The organism is Streptomyces sp. NPDC029674 (assembly GCF_044903205.1).
Lineage (GTDB): Bacteria > Actinomycetota > Actinomycetes > Streptomycetales > Streptomycetaceae > Streptomyces.
In genome coordinates, this window is record NZ_JBJDPY010000004.1 from 187,803 (window position 1) to 206,128 (window position 18,326).

General features: G+C 71.1%; 17 protein-coding genes. 11 read left to right on the plus strand and 6 right to left on the minus strand.

Going from position 1 to position 18,326, the window contains the following annotated elements; translation table 11 throughout:
* Window positions 1-39: 39 nt before the first annotated feature.
* Window positions 40-2,451 (minus strand): penicillin acylase family protein, encoded by a 2,412-nt coding sequence (locus tag ACI2L3_RS11300; protein WP_404752093.1) that lies wholly within the window; start codon window positions 2,449-2,451, stop codon window positions 40-42.
* A gap of 119 nt (window positions 2,452-2,570) precedes the next feature.
* Between ACI2L3_RS11300 and ACI2L3_RS11305 the strand changes: the two genes are divergently transcribed.
* Window positions 2,571-4,097 carry a fatty acyl-CoA synthetase gene (locus ACI2L3_RS11305; RefSeq protein ID WP_404752094.1) on the plus strand — a complete coding sequence of 509 codons (1,527 nt, stop codon included), beginning with the start codon at window positions 2,571-2,573 and terminating at the stop codon, window positions 4,095-4,097.
* Window positions 4,098-4,103: 6 nt separating this feature from the next.
* Here ACI2L3_RS11305 and ACI2L3_RS11310 read toward each other — a convergent pair whose 3' ends face one another.
* A complete protein-coding gene (locus ACI2L3_RS11310) occupies window positions 4,104-4,460 on the minus strand; it encodes a helix-turn-helix transcriptional regulator (protein ID WP_404752095.1) in 357 nt (118 codons plus the stop codon).
* Between the two features lie 127 nt (window positions 4,461-4,587).
* Here ACI2L3_RS11310 and ACI2L3_RS11315 point away from each other — a divergent pair, with 127 nt between their 5' ends.
* A complete protein-coding gene (locus ACI2L3_RS11315; RefSeq protein WP_404752096.1) occupies window positions 4,588-5,418 on the plus strand; it encodes an ANTAR domain-containing protein in 831 nt (276 codons plus the stop codon).
* 11 nt (window positions 5,419-5,429) lie between these two features.
* Here ACI2L3_RS11315 and paaK read toward each other — a convergent pair whose 3' ends face one another.
* Window positions 5,430-6,743 carry a phenylacetate--CoA ligase PaaK gene (paaK, locus tag ACI2L3_RS11320; protein ID WP_404752496.1) on the minus strand — a complete coding sequence of 438 codons (1,314 nt, stop codon included), beginning with the start codon at window positions 6,741-6,743 and terminating at the stop codon, window positions 5,430-5,432.
* A gap of 222 nt (window positions 6,744-6,965) precedes the next feature.
* Between paaK and ACI2L3_RS11325 the strand changes: the two genes are divergently transcribed.
* Window positions 6,966-7,811, plus strand: coding sequence for an alpha/beta fold hydrolase (locus tag ACI2L3_RS11325; RefSeq protein WP_404752097.1), 846 nt, complete (start codon window positions 6,966-6,968; stop codon window positions 7,809-7,811).
* Window positions 7,769-8,152, plus strand: a complete 384-nt coding sequence (locus tag ACI2L3_RS11330) for a chorismate mutase (protein ID WP_404752497.1) — start codon at window positions 7,769-7,771, stop codon at window positions 8,150-8,152. Before ACI2L3_RS11325 ends, ACI2L3_RS11330 begins: the two co-directional genes overlap by 43 nt.
* Here the strand turns inward: ACI2L3_RS11330 and ACI2L3_RS11335 are convergent.
* Window positions 8,131-9,222: a YncE family protein gene (locus ACI2L3_RS11335; protein WP_404752098.1), complete on the minus strand. Its 1,092-nt coding sequence runs from the start codon at window positions 9,220-9,222 to the stop codon at window positions 8,131-8,133. The genes ACI2L3_RS11330 and ACI2L3_RS11335 overlap by 22 nt on opposite strands.
* Before the next feature lie 155 nt (window positions 9,223-9,377).
* Here ACI2L3_RS11335 and ACI2L3_RS11340 point away from each other — a divergent pair, with 155 nt between their 5' ends.
* Window positions 9,378-10,274 (plus strand): LysR family transcriptional regulator, encoded by an 897-nt coding sequence (locus ACI2L3_RS11340; protein WP_404752498.1) that lies wholly within the window; start codon window positions 9,378-9,380, stop codon window positions 10,272-10,274.
* A 128-nt stretch (window positions 10,275-10,402) separates the two neighbouring features.
* On the opposite strand, the gene ACI2L3_RS11345 is transcribed toward ACI2L3_RS11340, so the two are convergent.
* On the minus strand, window positions 10,403-10,576 hold the full coding sequence (locus tag ACI2L3_RS11345; RefSeq protein WP_404752099.1) for a CsbD family protein: 174 nt from the start codon (window positions 10,574-10,576) through the stop codon (window positions 10,403-10,405).
* A 293-nt stretch (window positions 10,577-10,869) separates the two neighbouring features.
* Here ACI2L3_RS11345 and ACI2L3_RS11350 point away from each other — a divergent pair, with 293 nt between their 5' ends.
* Window positions 10,870-11,322 (plus strand): ATP-binding protein, encoded by a 453-nt coding sequence (locus tag ACI2L3_RS11350; RefSeq protein ID WP_404752100.1) that lies wholly within the window; start codon window positions 10,870-10,872, stop codon window positions 11,320-11,322.
* A gap of 67 nt (window positions 11,323-11,389) precedes the next feature.
* Window positions 11,390-12,259 carry a SigB/SigF/SigG family RNA polymerase sigma factor gene (locus ACI2L3_RS11355; RefSeq protein ID WP_404752101.1) on the plus strand — a complete coding sequence of 290 codons (870 nt, stop codon included), beginning with the start codon at window positions 11,390-11,392 and terminating at the stop codon, window positions 12,257-12,259.
* On the opposite strand, the gene ACI2L3_RS11360 is transcribed toward ACI2L3_RS11355, so the two are convergent.
* Window positions 12,256-13,866 (minus strand): acyl-CoA synthetase, encoded by a 1,611-nt coding sequence (locus tag ACI2L3_RS11360; RefSeq protein WP_404752102.1) that lies wholly within the window; start codon window positions 13,864-13,866, stop codon window positions 12,256-12,258. The two genes, ACI2L3_RS11355 and ACI2L3_RS11360, sit on opposite strands and share 4 nt — an antisense overlap.
* Window positions 13,867-14,089: 223 nt before the next feature.
* On the opposite strand from ACI2L3_RS11360, the gene ACI2L3_RS11365 reads away from it, so the two are divergent.
* From ACI2L3_RS11365 to ACI2L3_RS11380, 4 genes are all read left to right on the plus strand, one after another.
* Window positions 14,090-14,890 (plus strand): crotonase/enoyl-CoA hydratase family protein, encoded by an 801-nt coding sequence (locus ACI2L3_RS11365; RefSeq protein WP_404752103.1) that lies wholly within the window; start codon window positions 14,090-14,092, stop codon window positions 14,888-14,890.
* Window positions 14,891-15,063: 173 nt separating this feature from the next.
* Window positions 15,064-16,038 (plus strand): Zn-ribbon domain-containing OB-fold protein, encoded by a 975-nt coding sequence (locus ACI2L3_RS11370; RefSeq protein ID WP_404752104.1) that lies wholly within the window; start codon window positions 15,064-15,066, stop codon window positions 16,036-16,038.
* Window positions 16,039-17,136 (plus strand): thiolase domain-containing protein, encoded by a 1,098-nt coding sequence (locus tag ACI2L3_RS11375; RefSeq protein ID WP_404752105.1) that lies wholly within the window; start codon window positions 16,039-16,041, stop codon window positions 17,134-17,136.
* Window positions 17,129-18,295, plus strand: coding sequence for a thiolase domain-containing protein (locus ACI2L3_RS11380; RefSeq protein ID WP_404752106.1), 1,167 nt, complete (start codon window positions 17,129-17,131; stop codon window positions 18,293-18,295). The genes ACI2L3_RS11375 and ACI2L3_RS11380 overlap by 8 nt, the downstream gene beginning before the upstream one ends.
* The last annotated feature ends 31 nt before the right edge of the window (window positions 18,296-18,326 follow it).

An 18,326-nucleotide genomic window follows, 5' to 3' on the forward strand; every position in this document is an offset into this window, starting at 1 on the left:
CGGGACCCGGCCTCGTCCCTGTGGTCGGCCGACGGAGCGTCAGCGGCGTTCGCGCACCCGCACCACCTTCAGGGCCGGGTCGCCGAGGATGTCCTTCTCGCAGAAGCGCGATGTCACCCAGCGCTCCTTCGCGTACAGCTTCGTCTGGTCGCTGTAGTGCGGGGAGTTGGGGTTGGAGGACTGGGAGTACGACAGGAGGGTGCGGGCCTCGGGGCAGCGGTCCTTGTTCCAGCCGACCGCCTGGATGTGGCTCGAACCGTGTGCGACCTCCGTGTAGCCCTTCTTCGCGTCCCAGTTGGCCTCGATCTTGTTCCAGACGCCGAGGGACTCCGTGCCGCCGGAGACGGGGATGCGCTTGCCGCCGCGTACGACGTACTGGTTGTCGCCCAACGGCGCGTCCAAAGCGATGCCGGCCGAGGTCAGCTCGGTCACGGCGTCGGCCAGCGCGGTCCTGAAGCCCGGCCGCGTGGTGTCGAGGGTGTTCGGGGTGCGCACCGGGTCGGCCGCCGAGAACGGCACCTTCCAGAGCTGCGCGTTCGGCACGGCCGCCGTCAGCTTGCGCCAGAAACGGTCGAAGAGCAGGGCGCCGCGGCTGTCGGTGTCCATCGTGCGGTCCCAGCGGGCCAGGACCTCGCAGGCCTTGCGTACGTCAACGTCCTTGCCGTCACTGCTCGTTGCCGTGCCGCCCGGCAGGGCCGCGCACGCCTTCGCGGTGTCGGCCGCCGCGAGACCGGCCGCCGGCACCCGGTTCGCGAACTGCTGGCGCTGGAGGTCCCGGACTCTGAGGTCACCCTTCTTCGCCATCGCCGCCACGTCCTCGATGGCGCCGCGCGTGCGCATCGAGCGCTGCGTGCCGATGGTGCCGAAGACCCGCTCGTAGCCGGTGATGGGCCGGTCGGCGTTGGTCAGCCAGGCGCTGTCGTTGGAGTTCTCCGCGTACGGGGCGTCCTTGAGGGTCGGCATCCGTGACGGGCCGAAGATGCCGGGCTGCACGGCGTCCTTGTCCGAGCCGAGCGCGCACGCGCCGCGGGAGCCGTCGAGGACGGCGACGCCGGACGCCGGGTAGGTGACCTTGCCGAGCGGTGTGCTGCAGCGCTGCGCCAGGTCGTCGGTGATGCGGGGGAGCACCTGTGACTGGCTGAGCAGCGAGTGGCCGTGGCGGTCGGCCGCGACGGTGTTCACCCAGGGCAGCCCCTGCGTGTCGCGCAGCGACTTGAGGATGCCCGCGGTGGAGCGGGCCTTGCCGAACCCCAGATTGGTGTCGCTGCCGCGCAAATTCACGGCGTTGGGGTCGTTGAGGGCGTACGCCGTGGTCGAGGACCAGGGCAGCGGGAGCTGGGGTCCGAGGCCGGTGACGACGGGGCCGTATCGGGTCCACCACTGGGTACGGGTCACCCGGCCGCCGTCCTTGACCGGCACCGAGACCGTGCGCTTCGTCATCCGGTGCGGCTCGCCGTCCACCAGGTAGGTGGTGGGGTCGGCCGGGTCCAGCGTGAGCTGGTGCAGGTTCAGGGTGACGCCGGTCGCGACCGTGTGGCTCCACGCGACGTCGCCGTTGAAGCCGATGTTGACCACGCTCGTGCCGAGCAACGAACCACCGGAGACGTTCAGTTCACCGGGGATGGTCTGCTGCGACTGCCAGAAGCGGCGGCCGCCCTGCCAGGGGTAGTGCGGGTTGCCGAGCAGCAGCCCCCTGCCGTTGGCGGTGGTCTCTCCGCCGAACGCGACGGCGTTGGATCCCATGTCGGCGTCCTGCGCGGAGAACAGCTCGCGGGCCGCCCGCGCCGTGCGCTTCGGATCGGGCGCCCGGTCCGCGGTCGTCGTGGCGCCCGGCGGGGCGGCGGCCGTGATGCCGTCGATGCCGCGTCCCTGGCCGCCGAGCACCTGTACGGCGAAGCCCTGCCTGGCCACGTCGAGCGCGGTGATCGGTCGCACCCAGTCGGCCTTGGCGCAGGCCGGGTCGGTGATGCGGTTCTGCTTCAGCCAGGCGTTGTAGCCCGCCGCGAAGCCGCGCATGAGCTCCTTGGCCCGCCGGCTCGGCCCGGCGGGCGTGGGCCGGTCGAGGAGCTTCTCCACGGTCCCGGCCTCGCGCACGCCGCGGAAGTACAGGTCGCTGCTGAGGTTCGTGGACGCCGACGACAGCGCCGAACCGGGAGAGGCGTCCGGTCCGAAGTGCCGGGAGCGCTCGCCGCGGACGGTCAGATACCCGTCGGCGAGCGTGCACACCTGGTCGGCGGCCTGCGCCCAACCGGTGCCGAAACCGAGGTTCTTGTAGTCCTCGGCGAGGATGTGCGGAATGCCGTACTCGGTGTAGCGGATGGTCGCGTGCAGACCACCGCCGGAGGGGCGGGCCTCGCGGGGCGCGGCCCCCGCGCCGGACGACGGCAGCAGGGCCACCGCTGTCAGCAGGGTGATTCCCACGGCCGCCGAGCGTCTTGTGCGGATGCGCATCGTGCCTCCCAACTGGGTTCCGGGAAGGAGCGGTTGAGCGTACCAAGCGGTTGGTCATTTGCCCTGTCCTTGGTCCTTGTCCCTTGACCCGGGCGGCCGGGGAGACGCAGGATCACGCCATGACGGGTGCGGGTGGCAACAGGGTCGACGACGTACTCGCGCGCAGTGCGCGCCGCACACCGGGCCGGGTGGCGCTCCGCTACGGGGAGCGGGTGTGGACGTACGCGGAGCTGAACGACGCGGTGTCCGAGGCGGCCGCGTTCCTCATCGGCGAGCGGCTGGGCAACGGCGACCGGGTCGGCGCCTACGGGCACAACTCCGACGCCTACCTGATCGGTTTCCTGGCCTGCTCACGCGCAGGCCTCGTGCATGTGCCGATCAACCACAACCTCACGGGCGAGGACCTGCGGTACATCGTCGAACAGTCGGGCTGCTCCGCCGTGCTCGCGGACCCGCAGGTCCAGCACCGACTCCCCGGCCACGTACGGGTGTTGCCGCTCCGCGACGCGACCGGTTCACTCCTCGAACAAACGCGCCGCCGCCGGGCGGGCGAGGCGCACGTCCACCTGGGCACGGACGACGGCGACGGACTCGCCCAACTGCTCTACACGTCCGGTACGACGGCCCTGCCCAAGGGCGCGATGATGTCCCACCGCGCCCTCGTCCACGAGTACGCCAGCGCCATCACCGCCCTGGACCTCAAGGAGAGCGACAAGCCCGTCCACGCGCTGCCGCTCTACCACTCGGCGCAAATGCACGTCTTCCTCATGCCCTACCTCGCGGTCGGCGCCGAGAACACCGTCCTCGACGCGCCGGACGCCGAGCGGATCTTCGAACTCGTCGAGGCGGGCCGCGCCGACAGCCTCTTCGCGCCGCCGACCGTGTGGATCGGCCTGTCGCGCCACCCGGGCTTCGCGAGCCGTGACCTCGGCGCGCTGCGCAAGGCCTACTACGGGGCGTCGATCATGCCGGTGCCGGTCCTGGAGCGGCTGCGCGCCAGGCTGCCGGGGCTCCGGTTCTACAACTGCTTCGGACAGAGCGAGATCGGTCCGCTCGCCACCGTCCTCGGGCCCGACGAGCACGAGGGCCGCATGGACTCCTGCGGGCGGCCCGTCCTGTTCGTCGAGGCACGCGTCGTCGACGAGCGCGGCCGGGAGGTGCCTGACGGCACGCAGGGCGAAGTGGTCTACCGCTCACCGCAGTTGTGCGCGGGCTACTGGGAGAAGCCGGAGGAGACCGCCGCGGCGTTCCGCGACGGCTGGTTCCGTTCCGGGGATCTCGCGGTGCGGGACACCGAGGGCTTCTTCACCGTCGTAGACCGGGTGAAGGACGTCATCAATTCCGGGGGAGTCCTCGTGGCGTCCCGGCAGGTCGAGGACGTCCTGTACGAGCATCCGGGCGTCGCCGAGGCGGCGGTGATCGGGCTGCCGGACGAGCGCTGGATCGAGGCCGTCACCGCCGTCGTCGTACGCGGTGACAGAGACCTCACCGAAGCGGTGCTCCTCGCCCACGCACGCGAGAAGCTCGCCCACTTCAAGGCGCCCAAGCGGGTCCTCTTCGTGGACGAACTGCCTCGCAACGCCAGCGGGAAGATCCTCAAACGGGAGCTGAGGACCCGCTTCACCGCCGGCCGGGCCGGGGCCTGACCGAGGTCAGGCCGGGGCGTGGTGCCGCTCGTCGTCCTGGTCGGAATCGGATCCTGTCCGGTCCGCCTCGTCCCTGGCCAGCAGGGAGAGCAGAGAAGCGACGGCGAGTCCGGATTCGGCAGGGTGACGCAGCACCTTGCCGGGGTCGATGCGGTATGTGTTGGTCCGTCCCTCTCTGGTGTGGGAGAGGTAACCGTCCTGCTCGAGGTCGGCAATGATCTTTTGAACGGCACGCTCCGTGAGCCGGCAGTGCGCGGCGATGTCACGGATGCGGGCGTTGTGGTTGTCGGCAATGGCCGCCAGGACGCGGGCGTGATTGGTGAGAAAAGTCCATCCGGTGTGTGGCTCGGGCACTCCATCCATGCGTCAACTCTAGTGCGTGACATTCGCGTTTTCAAAAACACGTACTCGATTTCAGGTATTAGTTGACGTGCGTGAGAGTTGAGGGGCAGTCTAGGAGCGGCGGTAGGCAGCGACAGAGGGAGAGGCCATGCCGGAGCCCGCATACTCGCAGCGGTCCTTCGTGGAAAAGGGTGGCGAGCACGGTCAGGGCGGCAGTACAGCCGCGGCCCCATCGCCGCGTACACCGCTCGACGCCGAGCCGGCCGGCGTCAGGAGGAGCCTGGCCCTGCGGGGAGAGCTCGACCTCGACTCCGGTCAGTGGCTCCGTGCGGACCTGTACCGGACCCTCAGCCATACGTCCGACGGGCTCGACCTGGACCTGGCCGAGGTGGAGTTCTGTGACTGCTCCGGTCTCAATCTGCTGCTCGGCCTGCGCCAGCACGCCATCGAACAGGGCAAGACGATCGTGATCCGCTCCAGCAGCCCCGCGGTGGAGCGCCTGCTCGACGTGACCGGCACCCGCCACCTCTTCATGCCCCCCGGCCGCGAGGAGGACGAGGACGCGCCGTGCCCCGTCGTCCACGAGGCGAACCCGCCCGAGGGTGCCGAACAGGATCTGCACCTCCTGGTGGCGCAGCTGCGCCGGGCCATGCGGACCCGCCCGACCATCGACCTGGCCCGCGGCATCCTGATGTCCTCCTTCAGCCTCAGCCCCGAGCAGGCCTGGGACGTCCTGGTCACCGTCTCCCAGAACACCAACATCAAGCTGTACGTGTTGGCGGGGGACGTGGTGAGCACCGTCGAGGGTGTCGCCCTGCCGGCCGCCGTGCGCAAGCAGATCGAGCTCGCGGTCGCCAAGTCGAACGCGGCGGCCGCCGCGGCAGCCGACGCGGCGGCCGAGGAACCGCTGGGCGTGCCGCGCCCCGACGGGGCCGTCCGCGAGGCCGAGCTCTGCCACCCCCCGGACAGCGTTCCTTGACGTGGGCTCAGTCAGTCCCGTAGGCCGGGACCGGTGTCGGCTCGGTCCCGCAGATCCACGATCCGCTTGAACTTGCCCACCGACCGCTCCAGCGTCTCCGGGTCGACGATCTCCACGCCGACCGAGACGCCGATGCCGTCCTTCACCGCGGCCGCGATCTCCCTGGCCGCCTCATCGCGCCGCTCCGCCGGTGTGTCCGCGCGCGCTTCGGCCCGCACCGTCAGCGCGTCCATCCGGCCCTCACGCGTCAGGCGCAGCTGGAAGTGCGGGGCGATGCCCGCCGTCCGCAGCACGATCTCCTCGATCTGCGTGGGGAAGAGATTGACGCCGCGCAGGATCACCATGTCGTCGCTGCGGCCCGTCACCTTCTCCATCCGCCGGAAGATCCGCGCCGTGCCGGGCAGCAGCCGCGTCAAGTCCCGTGTCCGGTACCGGATCACGGGCATGGCCTCCTTCGTGAGCGCGGTGAACACCAGCTCGCCGCGCTCACCGTCCGGCAGCACCTCGCCGGTGATGGGGTCCACGACCTCCGGGTAGAAGTGGTCCTCCCAGATGTGCAGCCCGTCCTTGGTCTCCACGCACTCCTGCGCGACACCCGGACCGATCACTTCGGAGAGCCCGTATATGTCGACGGCGTCGATCGCGAAGCGCTCCTCGATCTCGCGCCGCATCTCCTCCGTCCACGGCTCGGCGCCGAAGATGCCGACCCGCAGCGAGGTCGTACGCGGATCGACGCCCTGCCGCTCGAACTCCTCCAGGAGCGTGAGCATGTACGACGGGGTCACCATGATGATCTCGGGGCGGAAGTCCTGGATCAGCCGCACCTGGCGCGCCGTCATGCCGCCGGAGGCGGGAATCACCGTGCACCCGAGACGCTCGGCGCCGTAGTGCGCGCCCAGGCCTCCGGTGAACAGGCCGTACCCGTACGCCACATGGACCTTGTCGCCGGGGCGGCCGCCCGCGGCGCGGATCGAGCGGGCCACCACGTCCGCCCACATGGAGAGGTCCTGCTCCGTGTATCCGACGACCGTCGGCAGGCCCGTCGTACCGCTCGACGCGTGCAGCCGGCGCACCTCGGACTGCTCCACCGCGAACATCCCGAACGGGTAGTTGGCCCGCAGGTCGTCCTTGGTGGTGAAGGGGAACCGCGAGAGGTTGGCGAGCGAACGGCAGTCGTCGGGGCGCAGCCCCGCCTTGTCGAACGCCGCGCGGTAGAACGGGACGTTCTCGTACGCGTGCAGCAGGGTGTCCTGGAGGCGCTCCAGCTGCAGGGCTGCGAGCTCGCGCGGGCCGAGCCGTTCGGCCGCGTCGAGCAGTAGCGGCATACGCGTCATAGGGAATGCTCCCGTCCTGAACGGGCGACCGATCATTCGGTCGTCGATCTTCTGTGCAGCTCAGTAATCCAGGCCCGGAGGTGGGCGTCAAGAGATCTCGCACAGCGGCTTTGAGCTGCGGCGCTAGCCGCGCCGCGGGGGCATGGGCCACCGTCATGAGCCACGCCGGGACAGCGTTGCCCGGGCGGGGCGACGGATGTGATGATCACTGGCATGCCGACATTCAGCGCGTACGACGGGACGGAGCTCGCCTACCACGAGAAGGGGGACGGCGAACCGCTGCTCTGCCTGCCCGGCGGCCCCATGCGCGCCTCCGCCTACCTCGGCGACCTCGGCGGCCTCACCGCCCACCGCCGCCTGATCCTGCCCGACCTGCGCGGCACGGGTGACTCCGCGGTGCCGGACGACCCGGCGACGTACCGCTGCGACCGGCTCGTCGACGACGTCGAGGCGCTCCGCGAGCACCTGGGGCTCGACCAGGTCGACCTGCTCGGCCACTCGGCGGCCGGCAACATCGCCACGCTGTACGCGGCCCGCCACCCGAAGCGGATCCGCACGCTCGTCCTCGTCGCCCCGGCCACGCACTCCCTCGGCCTCACGGTCACCGACCAGGACCACCGCGACGCCGCGGCCCTGCGCGCGGACGAACCCTGGTACCCGGCCGCGGAGGCCGCACTGCGGGAGCTCGCGGCCGGCCGCGGCTCCGCCGAGGTGTGGGACGCCCTCGCGCCCCTCGCCTACGGACGCTGGGACGCGGCCGCGCGGGCACACCGCGCGGCGAGCGCCACGGAGAAGAACGCCGAGGCGGCGGCCGCCTTCTACGGGGCCGGCGCCTTCGACCCGCCGGCCACCCGCGCCGCCCTGACCGACCTGGCCGCGCCGGTCCTCGTCCTCGCGGGGGAGTGGGACGGGGGCCCGAACCCCGCGCACGCCGAGGAGTGCGCCGCGCTCTTCCCGCACGGCGTCCGCCAAGTGCAGCCGCGCGGTGGACACTTCCCGTGGCTGGACGACCCGGAGTGGTTCGTGCGGCGGGTCGAGGGGTTCCTCGCGCAGGACTGACGGCGCCACACGCACGGATCCGATCTGCTCCGTCGTGCGTTTCGCCACTCCCAGCCGCCGCCAAGTACGGCACCGGCAGCCCCATCGACGACCCGGCCCGCGAGCGGCAGGTGCTCGAGGCCGTGGCCGGGCAGGCGGAGGAGATCGGCGCCGATCCGGAGGCGACCGTCCGCGTCTTCCGCGATCAGATCGAGGCCCACGGCGCTGCGCTCAGTCTGCGCGCACTGAGCGGACTGAGGCGACTGAGCGGACTGACGCCCGCCACGGCGAACAGCACCGTGCCGACGCCCACGGTGCCGCCGAGCAGCCGGCCAGGTGTTCAGGACCGGCGCGGGACGTAAGCCAGGCCGTGGGCCCCGGGCTCGCCGCGTTTGGTGATGTCCAGTCGGGACAGGACCCGCAGCGTCTCCAGGTCGACGACGTCGACGGTGGACGAGGAGACGCAGGCCACATAGGCGATGCGGCCGTCGGGCGAGGACGTGATCGTCAAGGGGCCGCTTCCCACCTCGACGTCGCCCAGGCGTTTGCGGGTGTCGGTGGAGAAGACGGTGAGGCGGCCCGCGGACTGGCGGCCGAGTTGGGAGGCCGGGTCGGCGGACATGCGCAGCTCGCCCGCGAGCAGTTTCCCCGTCGACGTCAGGTGCACCGGCAGGACGACGTCGTCCGTGGGCAGCATGTCGACGACGGATGCCGTCGTGGCCTCGATGACTCTGATGCCGGGGGCCGGCCTCTCCGCGGCGGTGGTGGGGGTGAACCCGGCGTAGGGCGAGGCGACATAGACGTGCGCGCCGTCCGCGGAGACGGCGAGACCCTCGCTGCCCGGCACCTCGACCTTCGCCGTGAGAGTGCCGCGTTCGAGGTCGACGACCGAGACGAACGGCGCCTCCTTGTTCGTGGCGTAACCCGTCCGGCCCGCCGGGTCGATGGCGAACCAGTGCGGTCCCGGCGCGTCCGTGTCGATTCTGCCCACCGGCCGGCGGGACTCCGTGTCGAGCACCACGACGCCGCCCGGCCGGTCGGCCGAGCCCTCCACGCTCACGTAGAGACGACGGCGCGCCGGATCCAGCGCGAGGCCGTGCGGCCCGTGTTCGGGGGCGAGGTCGACGACCTCGACGACGCGGCGTGCGTCGGGGTCGATGACGGTCAGCTCGGTGCGGCGGCCGCTGTTCGCGTGGTAGTAGCCGGAGTGGTACGCCGTGGTGCACCACAGCAGACGCTGCGACGCGTCGAAGCACAACTCGTGCGGTTCGGCGGGAACCTCCACCGCGCCGAGGCACCGGTCGGACGCGGCGTCGAAGAACGAGACGGTCGGCCCGCTCTGACTGACCACGGCCAGTACGTCGCCTTCCCGGCCGGCACGCGGGTCGTGCCGGTCACGCGGGTTGTGAGGGTCACTTGGGTTCTGCTGCATGGGGGAGCTCCTCAACAGGGTGCGGGGATGTCACGCGTAGGCGCGTCGACCCCTCCACTCTCCGCACGGGAGCGTTGCGCGACAATGCAAAGATCGGCATCGGATCATTGCCGTAAGTGGAAAGCGAGAGAGGTGGAGTGAACCGGACCGTGACCATGGACCTCAATCTTCTGCGGGCGCTCGACGCTCTCCTCCAGGAGAACAGCGTGACGCGCGCCGCCGAGCGGCTCGGAACCTCACCGGCGGCGGTCAGCCGCACGCTGGCCAGGCTCCGGCGTGCCGTCGGCGACCCGCTGCTGGTCCGCGCGGGACAGGGCATGGTTCCCACGCCCCGCGCCCTGGAACTGCAGGGCGAGGTCAGCGCGTTGCTGCGCGGCTGCGACAACGTCCTGCGGCCCGGCGCCGGTTTCGACGCCGTCCATCTCCGGCGCAGCTTCACCGTGCAGGCCGCCGACGTGCTCCTGGCGGGGCTCGCCGGGACGCTGACCGACCGGATCCACGCGGAGGCGCCGCACGTCGACGTGGTCTTCCTGCCGGAGTCGGTGGAGGGCGGTCCCGCGCTGCGGCAGGGCTGGGTCGACGTCGAACTGGGCGTACTCGCCCACCTGGACCCGGAGATCCGGACCCGGCCGCTCACGCGGATGACGGTGGTCGCGGTCGCGCGCGACGGTCATCCCCTCTTCTCGGGGCGGCTCGACGCGCGACGCTTCGCCGCGGCCGACCACATCGGTGTCTCCCGCCTCGGCAAGCGCCACGGTCCCATCGACAGCGCCCTCGCGGAGCTCGGGCTGCGGCGCAGGACCGCGGTGGTCGTGCCCAGTCACACGAGTGCGATGCTGCTCGCCCGCGACACGGACCTCGTCGCGCTCACCCTGGACGACTGGCTCCCCGACGCGGTCGCCGCACTGGGGCTGCGTACGTTCCCCATCCCGCTCGATCTCGCTCCGGTCGACCTCGGAATGGCCTGGCATCCCCGCAACTCGGCCGACCCCGGACACCGTTGGTTCCGCGAACACCTGGCGGCCGCGGTCCTGGGCTCGGAGACCGCCTAGCACCGGGTGCAGCGTGCTGCCGCGTTCCGGGGTGGGTCTCGCGCCGTCAGGGGCGGCCCCATGGCGGGGCCGCCCCTGACGGCGTGGTGCGCGTGGTGCGCGTGCTGCGCGTGGTGCCGGTAAGGCGTTCAGCGCTTGCCGATGTCCTTGGTCTTCTCCTTGGCCTGGCGCGCGTCGCCCTTCATCTGGTCGGCGCGGCCCTCGGCGGTGAGGCGCTCGTTGCCGACGGTGCGCCCGGCGGCTTCCTTCGCGGCGCCCTTGGCCTGTTCGGTCTTCGCCTTGGCCTTCTCGTTGGCGGTCATGATCCGCTCACGCTCCTTGGCATCGACATCATGTGCTGGGGGTTCGCCTGGCCGCTCAGCCGCGCGGCAAACATCCTCGTACCGAACGTTGCCGAGGTCACGTGGGTCGACAGATGGCCCTGACCCGGGGGCATTTCACGGTTGTGAACGTGCTCGGCGGTCGTGCGCACGGCGGAGGTGTGCGGGCTGAGGGGCCGGGCATGCGAAGACGAGGAACGGCACCGAGGAATGGCTCGAAGGAACGGTGGGACGCGGTCGTGTTTGCACGTGTGCAGGGAAAGGATCACAGCCCGATGAGCGTTCCCGAGACGCCCGACACGGCTCGGACGACCTGCTCCGAAGCCCGGGCCGCGGTCCGCTCGGCGCTGCGACCGGTGTGCCGTGCGATGCCGCCCGCGCAGGCGCGACGTGTGCAGGGGGACGCTCTGCTGGTGGTCAGCGAACTGACGGCCAATGCGATCCGGCACGGCGGCGGCCTCACCCACCTCGATGTCCAGGTCCAGAACGGTGTCCTGCTGCTCGGCGTGAGTGACCGCAGTGAGACGGTACCGTGCCACGTGCCCGCGGACCCGGCCCGGCCCGGCGGCTTCGGCTGGTCGATGGTCCACCGCCTCAGCGCGAGCGTCACGGTGGAGGTGGAGCGCGGCGGCAAGACGATCACCGCCGCCATGAACGTGTCTCCCGACGCCGGAAGCGACGCCGGAAATGAAGCCGGAAGCAATAAATTCGAAAGTCAGCACGCGTGAGCGGCAACCATTGGGGTAAGCGTGGCGCTGCGGGGGAAGCAGCCGAGCTGACAAGGAGCGGAACGCCATGATTACCGTGACGCAGGAGCAGACGCAGGACACGGCCACCACCCGGGCCGGGGCGGACCTCGTCGAGCGCGCGTACACGGACCCCTCCTCCATCGCGCCGAAGGACGCGCGGGAGGTCGGCAAGCGATTCTTCGAGCGCCTCACCGAGCTCGAGGAGGGCACGCACGAGTACCAGTACGTGCGGAACGCGCTGATCGAGATGAACCTCTCGTTGGTGCAGTACGCGGCCTCGCGGTTCCGGCACCGCGGCCCGCAGGAGATGGAAGACATCATCCAGGTCGGCACCATCGGCCTGATCAAGGCGATCGACCGTTTCGAGCTCACGCGCGAGGTCGAGTTCACGTCGTTCGCCGTCCCGTACATCACCGGTGAGATCAAGCGGTTCTTCCGCGACACGTCCTGGGCCGTACACGTGCCGCGCCGCCTCCAGGAAGCCCGCATCGAGCTGTCCAAGGCGACGGAGGAGCTGCGGACGCGGCTCGGCCGCATGCCGTCCACGGCCGAGCTCGCGGAGCTGATGCAGCTGGAGCCGGCGGAGGTCGCGGAGGCGCAGAAGGCGTCCAACGGCTACAGCGCGGTGTCCCTCAACGCGGCGGTGAACGGCCAGGACGACGAGTCCGACACGATGCTGGCCGACTTCATCGGTGTCGACGAGGAGTCCTTCGAACTCGTCGAAAACTTCCACTCCCTGGCGCCGCTCATCGCGGAACTCGACGACCGTGACCGTACGCTCATCCACCTCCGCTTCGTCGAGGAGCGGACCCAGCAGCAGATCGCCGACGAGCTCGGCTGCTCGCAGATGCACGTTTCCCGGCTGATCTCCCGCGTCGTGGCCAAGCTCCGCGCCGGCCTCCTGACGACGGACTAACCGGCCGCCACCGCCTTCGCCCAGCGGTAGTCCGCCTTGCCGCTGGGCGAACGCTGTATGTGGTCCGTGAAGACCACGGACCGCGGAATCTTGTAGCTGGCGAGCAGTGCGCGGCAGTGGGCCTGCACCGCCTCCAGGCCCAAGGGGGGTGCCTCGGCGCGGAGCTGGACGACCGCGGCCACCCGGCTGCCCCACCGCTCGTCGGGAACCCCGGCGACCAGCGCGTCGTACACGTCGGGATGTGACTTCAGGGCCTGCTCGACCTCCTCCGGGTACACCTTCTCGCCGCCCGTGTTGATGCACTGGGAGCCGCGGCCGAGCACGGTGACGATGCCGTCCTCGTCGACGGTCGCCATGTCGCCGAGCAGCACCCAGCGCTCGCCGTCCTTCTGGAAGAACGTCTCTGCCGTTTTCCCCGGGTCGTTGTAGTAGCCGAGCGGTACGTGGCCGCGCTGGGCGAGTCGGCCGGGTTCGCCCACCGCGACCGGCTCGTGCGTCGCCGGGTCCACCACCTGCGTACGGTCGTTGACCTCCAGGCGGAAGCCCTTCTCCGGGCCCGAGTCGTCCGTCGCCTTGCCGTTGGAACCGGACTCGGACGATCCGAAGTTGTTGAGGAGCAGGACGTCCGGCACGAGTTCCTGGAACTGGGCGCGCACCGTCTCCGACATGATCGCGCCGGACGAGGAGACGCTGAACAGCGACGAGAGGTCGGTGCCCGCGAGCGGGCCGCGCAGCGCGTCGATGAGCGGCCTCAGCATCGCGTCACCGACCAGCGAGACGCTGGACACCCGCTCCTTCTCGATCGTGCGCAGCAGTTCTTCCGGCACGTACTTGCGGTGCAGGGCCACCCGCTGTCCGTAGTTGAAGGCGATGAACGACGTCAGTGTCGACGTGCCGTGCATCAGCGGGGGAGCGGGGAAGAAGGTGAGGCCGGAGCCGCCCGCCGCGACGCGCTCGGCCAGCTCCTCGGGCCGCTTCACCGGCTCACCCGCCGGCTCGCCCCCGAAAAGCCCCGCGAAGAACAGGTCCTCCTGGCGCCACATGACGCCCTTGGGCATGCCGGTCGTGCCGCCGGTGTAGATGATGAACAGGTCGTCGGCCGAGCGGGGCCCGAACCCGCGACCCGGCGAGCCCGCCGCCTCGGCGTCGGTGAAGGCCACCACATCGAGCGGGGGAGCGTCCGCGGGCGGCGCTCCCACCCGGATCAGATGCCGCAGCTTCTCGGTGCGCGGCAGCGCCGCCGCGACGCGCTCGGTGAACTCGGCGTCGAAGACGAGCGCCGCGAGGTCCGCGTCGCGGTAGAGGTAGACCAGCTCCTCCTCCACGTAGCGGTAGTTGACGTTGACGGGCACGAGCCGCGCCTTGAGGCAGCCGAGGACCGTCTGCAGGTACTCGACGCCGTTGTACAGGTGCAGGCCCAGGTGCTCGCCGGGCTCGAGGCCGCTGTCGATCAGATGGTGGGCGACGCGGTTGGCCGCCGCGTCGAGCTCGGCGTAGGTCAGCCGGCGCTCCGCGCCCGTGCCGGGGTGGTCGATGTAGACGAGCGCCTCGCGGTCGGGGACCACGTCGACGACCGACTCGAACAGGTCGGCAAGGTTGTACTCCACCGCACTCCTCCTGACCCCGGCGTCCTCACTGACGTCTCGCTTGGCGGTCATCAGAGCAGAGGCACCCACAAGTGGGAAGGGCCCCCGCGGAAAGAAACTGACTGGGTGTCAGAAAACTATTGAACTGGCACCCCGGCTACTGCAACCTGTTCCAGGTCCGGAGGCGACGGGCCGGCCGCTCGGGTGGCCGTCGTCGGTGGCCGTCGATGGAGGGAGCACGGCAATGGGTGGGACGGAACACCTCTCCGTGCGGCGCGAAGGCGCCACACTGATACTCACGCTGAACAGGCCCGAAGCGAAGAACGCGCTCTCGCTCGCGATGCTCGTGGGCCTCTACGACGGATGGGTCGAGGCCGACAGCGACGACGAGGTCCGCTCCATCGTGCTCACCGGCGCGGGCGGCTCGTTCTGCGCGGGCATGGACCTCAAGGCGCTCGCGGGCAAGGGGATGGAGGGCGAGGAGTACCGGGACCGGCTCAAGGCCGACCCCGATCTGCACTGGAAAGCGATGCTGCGGCATCACCGTCCCCGCAAGCCCGTCATCGCCGCCGTCGAGGGCCACTGCGTGGCGGGCGGTACGGAGATCCTGCAGGGGACCGACATCCGCGTCGCGGGCGAGTCGGCGACCTTCGGGCTCTTGGAGGTCCGGCGGGGGCTCTTCCCCATCGGAGGGTCCACCGTGCGGTTGCCGCGGCAGATTCCGCGTACGCACGCCCTCGAAATGCTGCTCACCGGGCGTCCCTACGCGGCGGCCGAGGCCGCCTCGATAGGCCTGATCGGACACGTCGTGCCGGACGGCACTGCGCTGGACAAGGCGCTCGTCATCGCCGAGCAGATCAACGCGTGCGGGCCACTGGCCGTGGAGGCGGTGAAGGCGTCCGTGTACGAGGCGGCCGAGCTGACGGAGGCGGATGGCCTGGCGGCCGAGCTGAAGAGGGGTTGGCCCGTGTTCGACACGGCCGACGCGAAGGAGGGGTCCAGGGCCTTCGCGGAGAAACGGGCGCCTGTCTTTCGGCGGGCGTAGGTCTCTTGTCGGCTGCGGGCCGGTGGGGGCGGGCCGCGCAGTTCCCCGCGCCCCTTCGGGGGCTCCGGCCCGTCGATCGGCGCGGGCCCTTCGTGGCTGGCCGCGCAGTTCCCCGCGCCCCTGGCGGGGCGCCTGTCGCCCCACCCCGTTCCCCTAGCAGAGGGAGTCTGTCCATGACATCCGCTCCGTCCCCCGAGGTGCTGCGTGCGCCTCTCGTCGTCGAGTTTCCCTTCACCCGGTCGCTCGGGCCCGTGCAGAGCGCCTTTCTGACCGGGCTGCGGGAGCGCACCGTGCTCGGGGTGAAGACCCGTGACGGGCGCACGCTCGTGCCGCCCGTCGAGTACGACCCCGTGACCGCCGAGGAGATACGCGACCTCGTGGAGGTCGGGACGGCCGGCACCGTCACCACCTGGGCCTGGAACCACGCCCCCCGCCGCGGCCAGCCCCTCGACACCCCGTTCGCCTGGGTCCTGGTCAAGCTCGACGGCGCCGACACCGCGCTGCTCCACGCCCTCGACGCACCGGACGGCCCCGACTCCGTGCGCACCGGCATGCGCGTCCGTATCCGCTGGGCCGCCGATCGCGTCGGCGCGATCACCGACATCGCCTGCTTCGAGGCGGGGGAGGGAGAGGGAGGGCCCGGCCAACCCGCTGCACACAGTGGGGAGTTCGATGACGCCGTCACCGGAATCGTCGCGCCCGCCCGGCTCGACTACACCTACTCGCCGGGCCGCGCCCAGTCCGCGTACATCCACGCGCTCTCCGCGCGGAAGACCGTCGGCGAACGCTGCCCGTCCTGCCGCAAGGTGTACGTCCCGCCGCGCGGCGCCTGCCCCACCTGCGGCGTCGCCACCGCGGAACGGGTGGAGGTCGGACCGCGCGGCACCGTCACGACGTACTGCATCGTCAACATCAAGGCAAAGAACGCCATGAATGACGCCATCGAGGTCCCGTACGTCTACGCGCACATCGCCCTCGACGGCGCCGACCTCGCCCTGCACGCGCGCATCGCCGGCATCCCCTACGACCAGGTCCGCATGGGTCTGCGCGTCGAACCGGTGTGGAGTGAGGGCGGCCGTTTCCCCGACCACTACCGGCCCAGCGGTGAGCCCGACGCCGACTACGACACGTACAAGGAGCTGGTGTAGATGGCGCCCCACGAGTCGTCGCCCCGCAAGGCGTCCGTGATGCGGCCCGCACGCGACGTCGCCATCGTCGCGTTCGGGCAGAGCGACCACCTGCGCACCACCGACGACGTCTCCGAGGTCGAGATGCTCATGCCGGTGCTGCACGAGGTCCTCGCCGCCACCGGCCTGAAGACCAGCGACATCGGGTTCACCTGCTCGGGGTCATCGGACTACCTCGCCGGGCGGGCCTTCTCCTTCACGATGGCGCTCGACGGGGTGGGCGCCTGGCCGCCGATCTCCGAGTCGCACGTCGAGATGGACGGTGCCTGGGCCCTGTACGAGGCGTGGGTGAAGCTCCAGACCGGCCAGGCCGACACCGCGCTCGTCTACTCCTACGGCAAGACGTCGCCCGGCTCCGTGCGCGACGTGCTCACCCGGCAGCTCGACCCGTACTACGTCGCCCCGCTCTGGCCCGACTCCGTGGCGCTCGCCGCACTCCAGGCGCAGGCACTGATCGACGCGGGGGAGACCGACGAGCCCGCCCTCGCCGGAGTCGCGCACCGCAGCCGCACGGCCGCCGCCGCCAACTCCCATGCGCAGCTGACCGGTTCGGTGGCGCAGGGCGAGTACGTCGTACGTCCGCTGCGCACCGGGGACTGCCCGCCCATCGGCGACGGGGCGGCCGCCGTGATCCTCGCCGCGGGGGAGCGCGCCCGGGAGCTGTGCGGGCGGCCGGCGTGGATCCGCGGCATCGACCACCGCATCGAGGCACACGCGCTCGGCGTGCGCGACCTCACCGACTCGCCGTCGACGCGGCTGGCGGCCGAGCGCGCCGGAGTCCACGAACGCCCCGTCGACACCGCAGAGTTGCACGCGCCCTTCACCTCGCAGGAGATCGTCCTGCGCAAGGCCCTGAAGCTGACGGACGACGTCACCGTCAACCCCTCCGGCGGCGCCCTCGCCGCCAACCCCATGATGACCGCCGGACTCATCCGGCTCGGCGAGGCCGCCGCCCGCATCCACCGGGGCGCGTCGGACCGGGCCGTCGCCCACGCCACGTCCGGGCCCTGCCTGCAGCAGAACCTGGTCGCCGTCCTGGAAGGAGAGTCCCGTGTCTGAGGAACCCGTGGCGGTCGTCGGGATCGGCCAGACCAAGCACGTGGCGGCGCGGCGCGACGTGTCCATCGCCGGGCTGGTCCGCGAAGCCGCCCAAGAGGCGCTGCTCGACGCAGAGTTGACGTGGGCCGACATCGACGCCGTCGTCATCGGCAAGGCGCCCGACTTCTTCGAGGGCGTCATGATGCCGGAGCTGTACCTCGCCGACGCGCTCGGCGCCGTCGGCAAACCCATGCTCCGCGTCCACACGGCGGGCTCCGTCGGCGGCTCCACGGCGCTCGTCGCCGCGAACCTCGTCGCGGGCCGCGTCCACGGCACCGTCCTCACCCTCGCCTTCGAAAAGCAGTCGGAATCCAACGCGATGTGGGGCCTGTCGCTGCCCATCCCGTTCCAGCAGCCGCTGCTCGCCGGCGCGGGCGGCTTCTTCGCCCCGCACGTGCGCGCGTACATGCGGCGTACCGGCGCCCCGGACACGGTCGGCTCCCTCGTCGCGTACAAGGACCGCCGCAACGCCCTGAAGAACCCCTACGCACACCTCCACGAGGAGGACATCACCCTGGAGAAGGTCCAGGCGTCGTCGATGCTCTGGGACCCGATCCGCTACTCGGAGACCTGCCCGTCGTCCGACGGCGCCTGCGCGATGATCCTCACCGACCGTGCGGGGGCGGCCCGTTCGCCCCGGCCGCCCGCCTGGATGCACGGCGGCGCCATGCGCAGCGAGCCGACGCTCTTCGCGGGCAAGGACTTCGTCTCCCCGCAGGCGGGCAAGGACTGCGCGGCCGACGTCTACCGGCAGGCCGGCATCGCGGACCCGCGCCGGGAGATCGACGCCGTCGAGATGTACGTGCCGTTCTCCTGGTACGAGCCGATGTGGCTGGAGAACCTCGGCTTCGCGGCGGAGGGCGAGGGCTGGAAGCTCACCGAGTCCGGCGTCACGGAACTCGACGGCGACCTCCCGGTGAACATGTCCGGCGGCGTCCTGTCGACCAACCCCATCGGCGCCTCCGGCATGATCCGCTTCGCCGAGGCGGCACTTCAGGTGCGCGGCCAGGCGGGGGAGCACCAAGTCGACGGCGCCCGCAGGGCACTTGGGCACGCCTACGGCGGTGGCGCGCAGTTCTTCTCCATGTGGCTCGTCGGCGCCGAACCGCCCACCACCTGACGGGGCCCTGCGACGCCGGACGGGCCGAGGT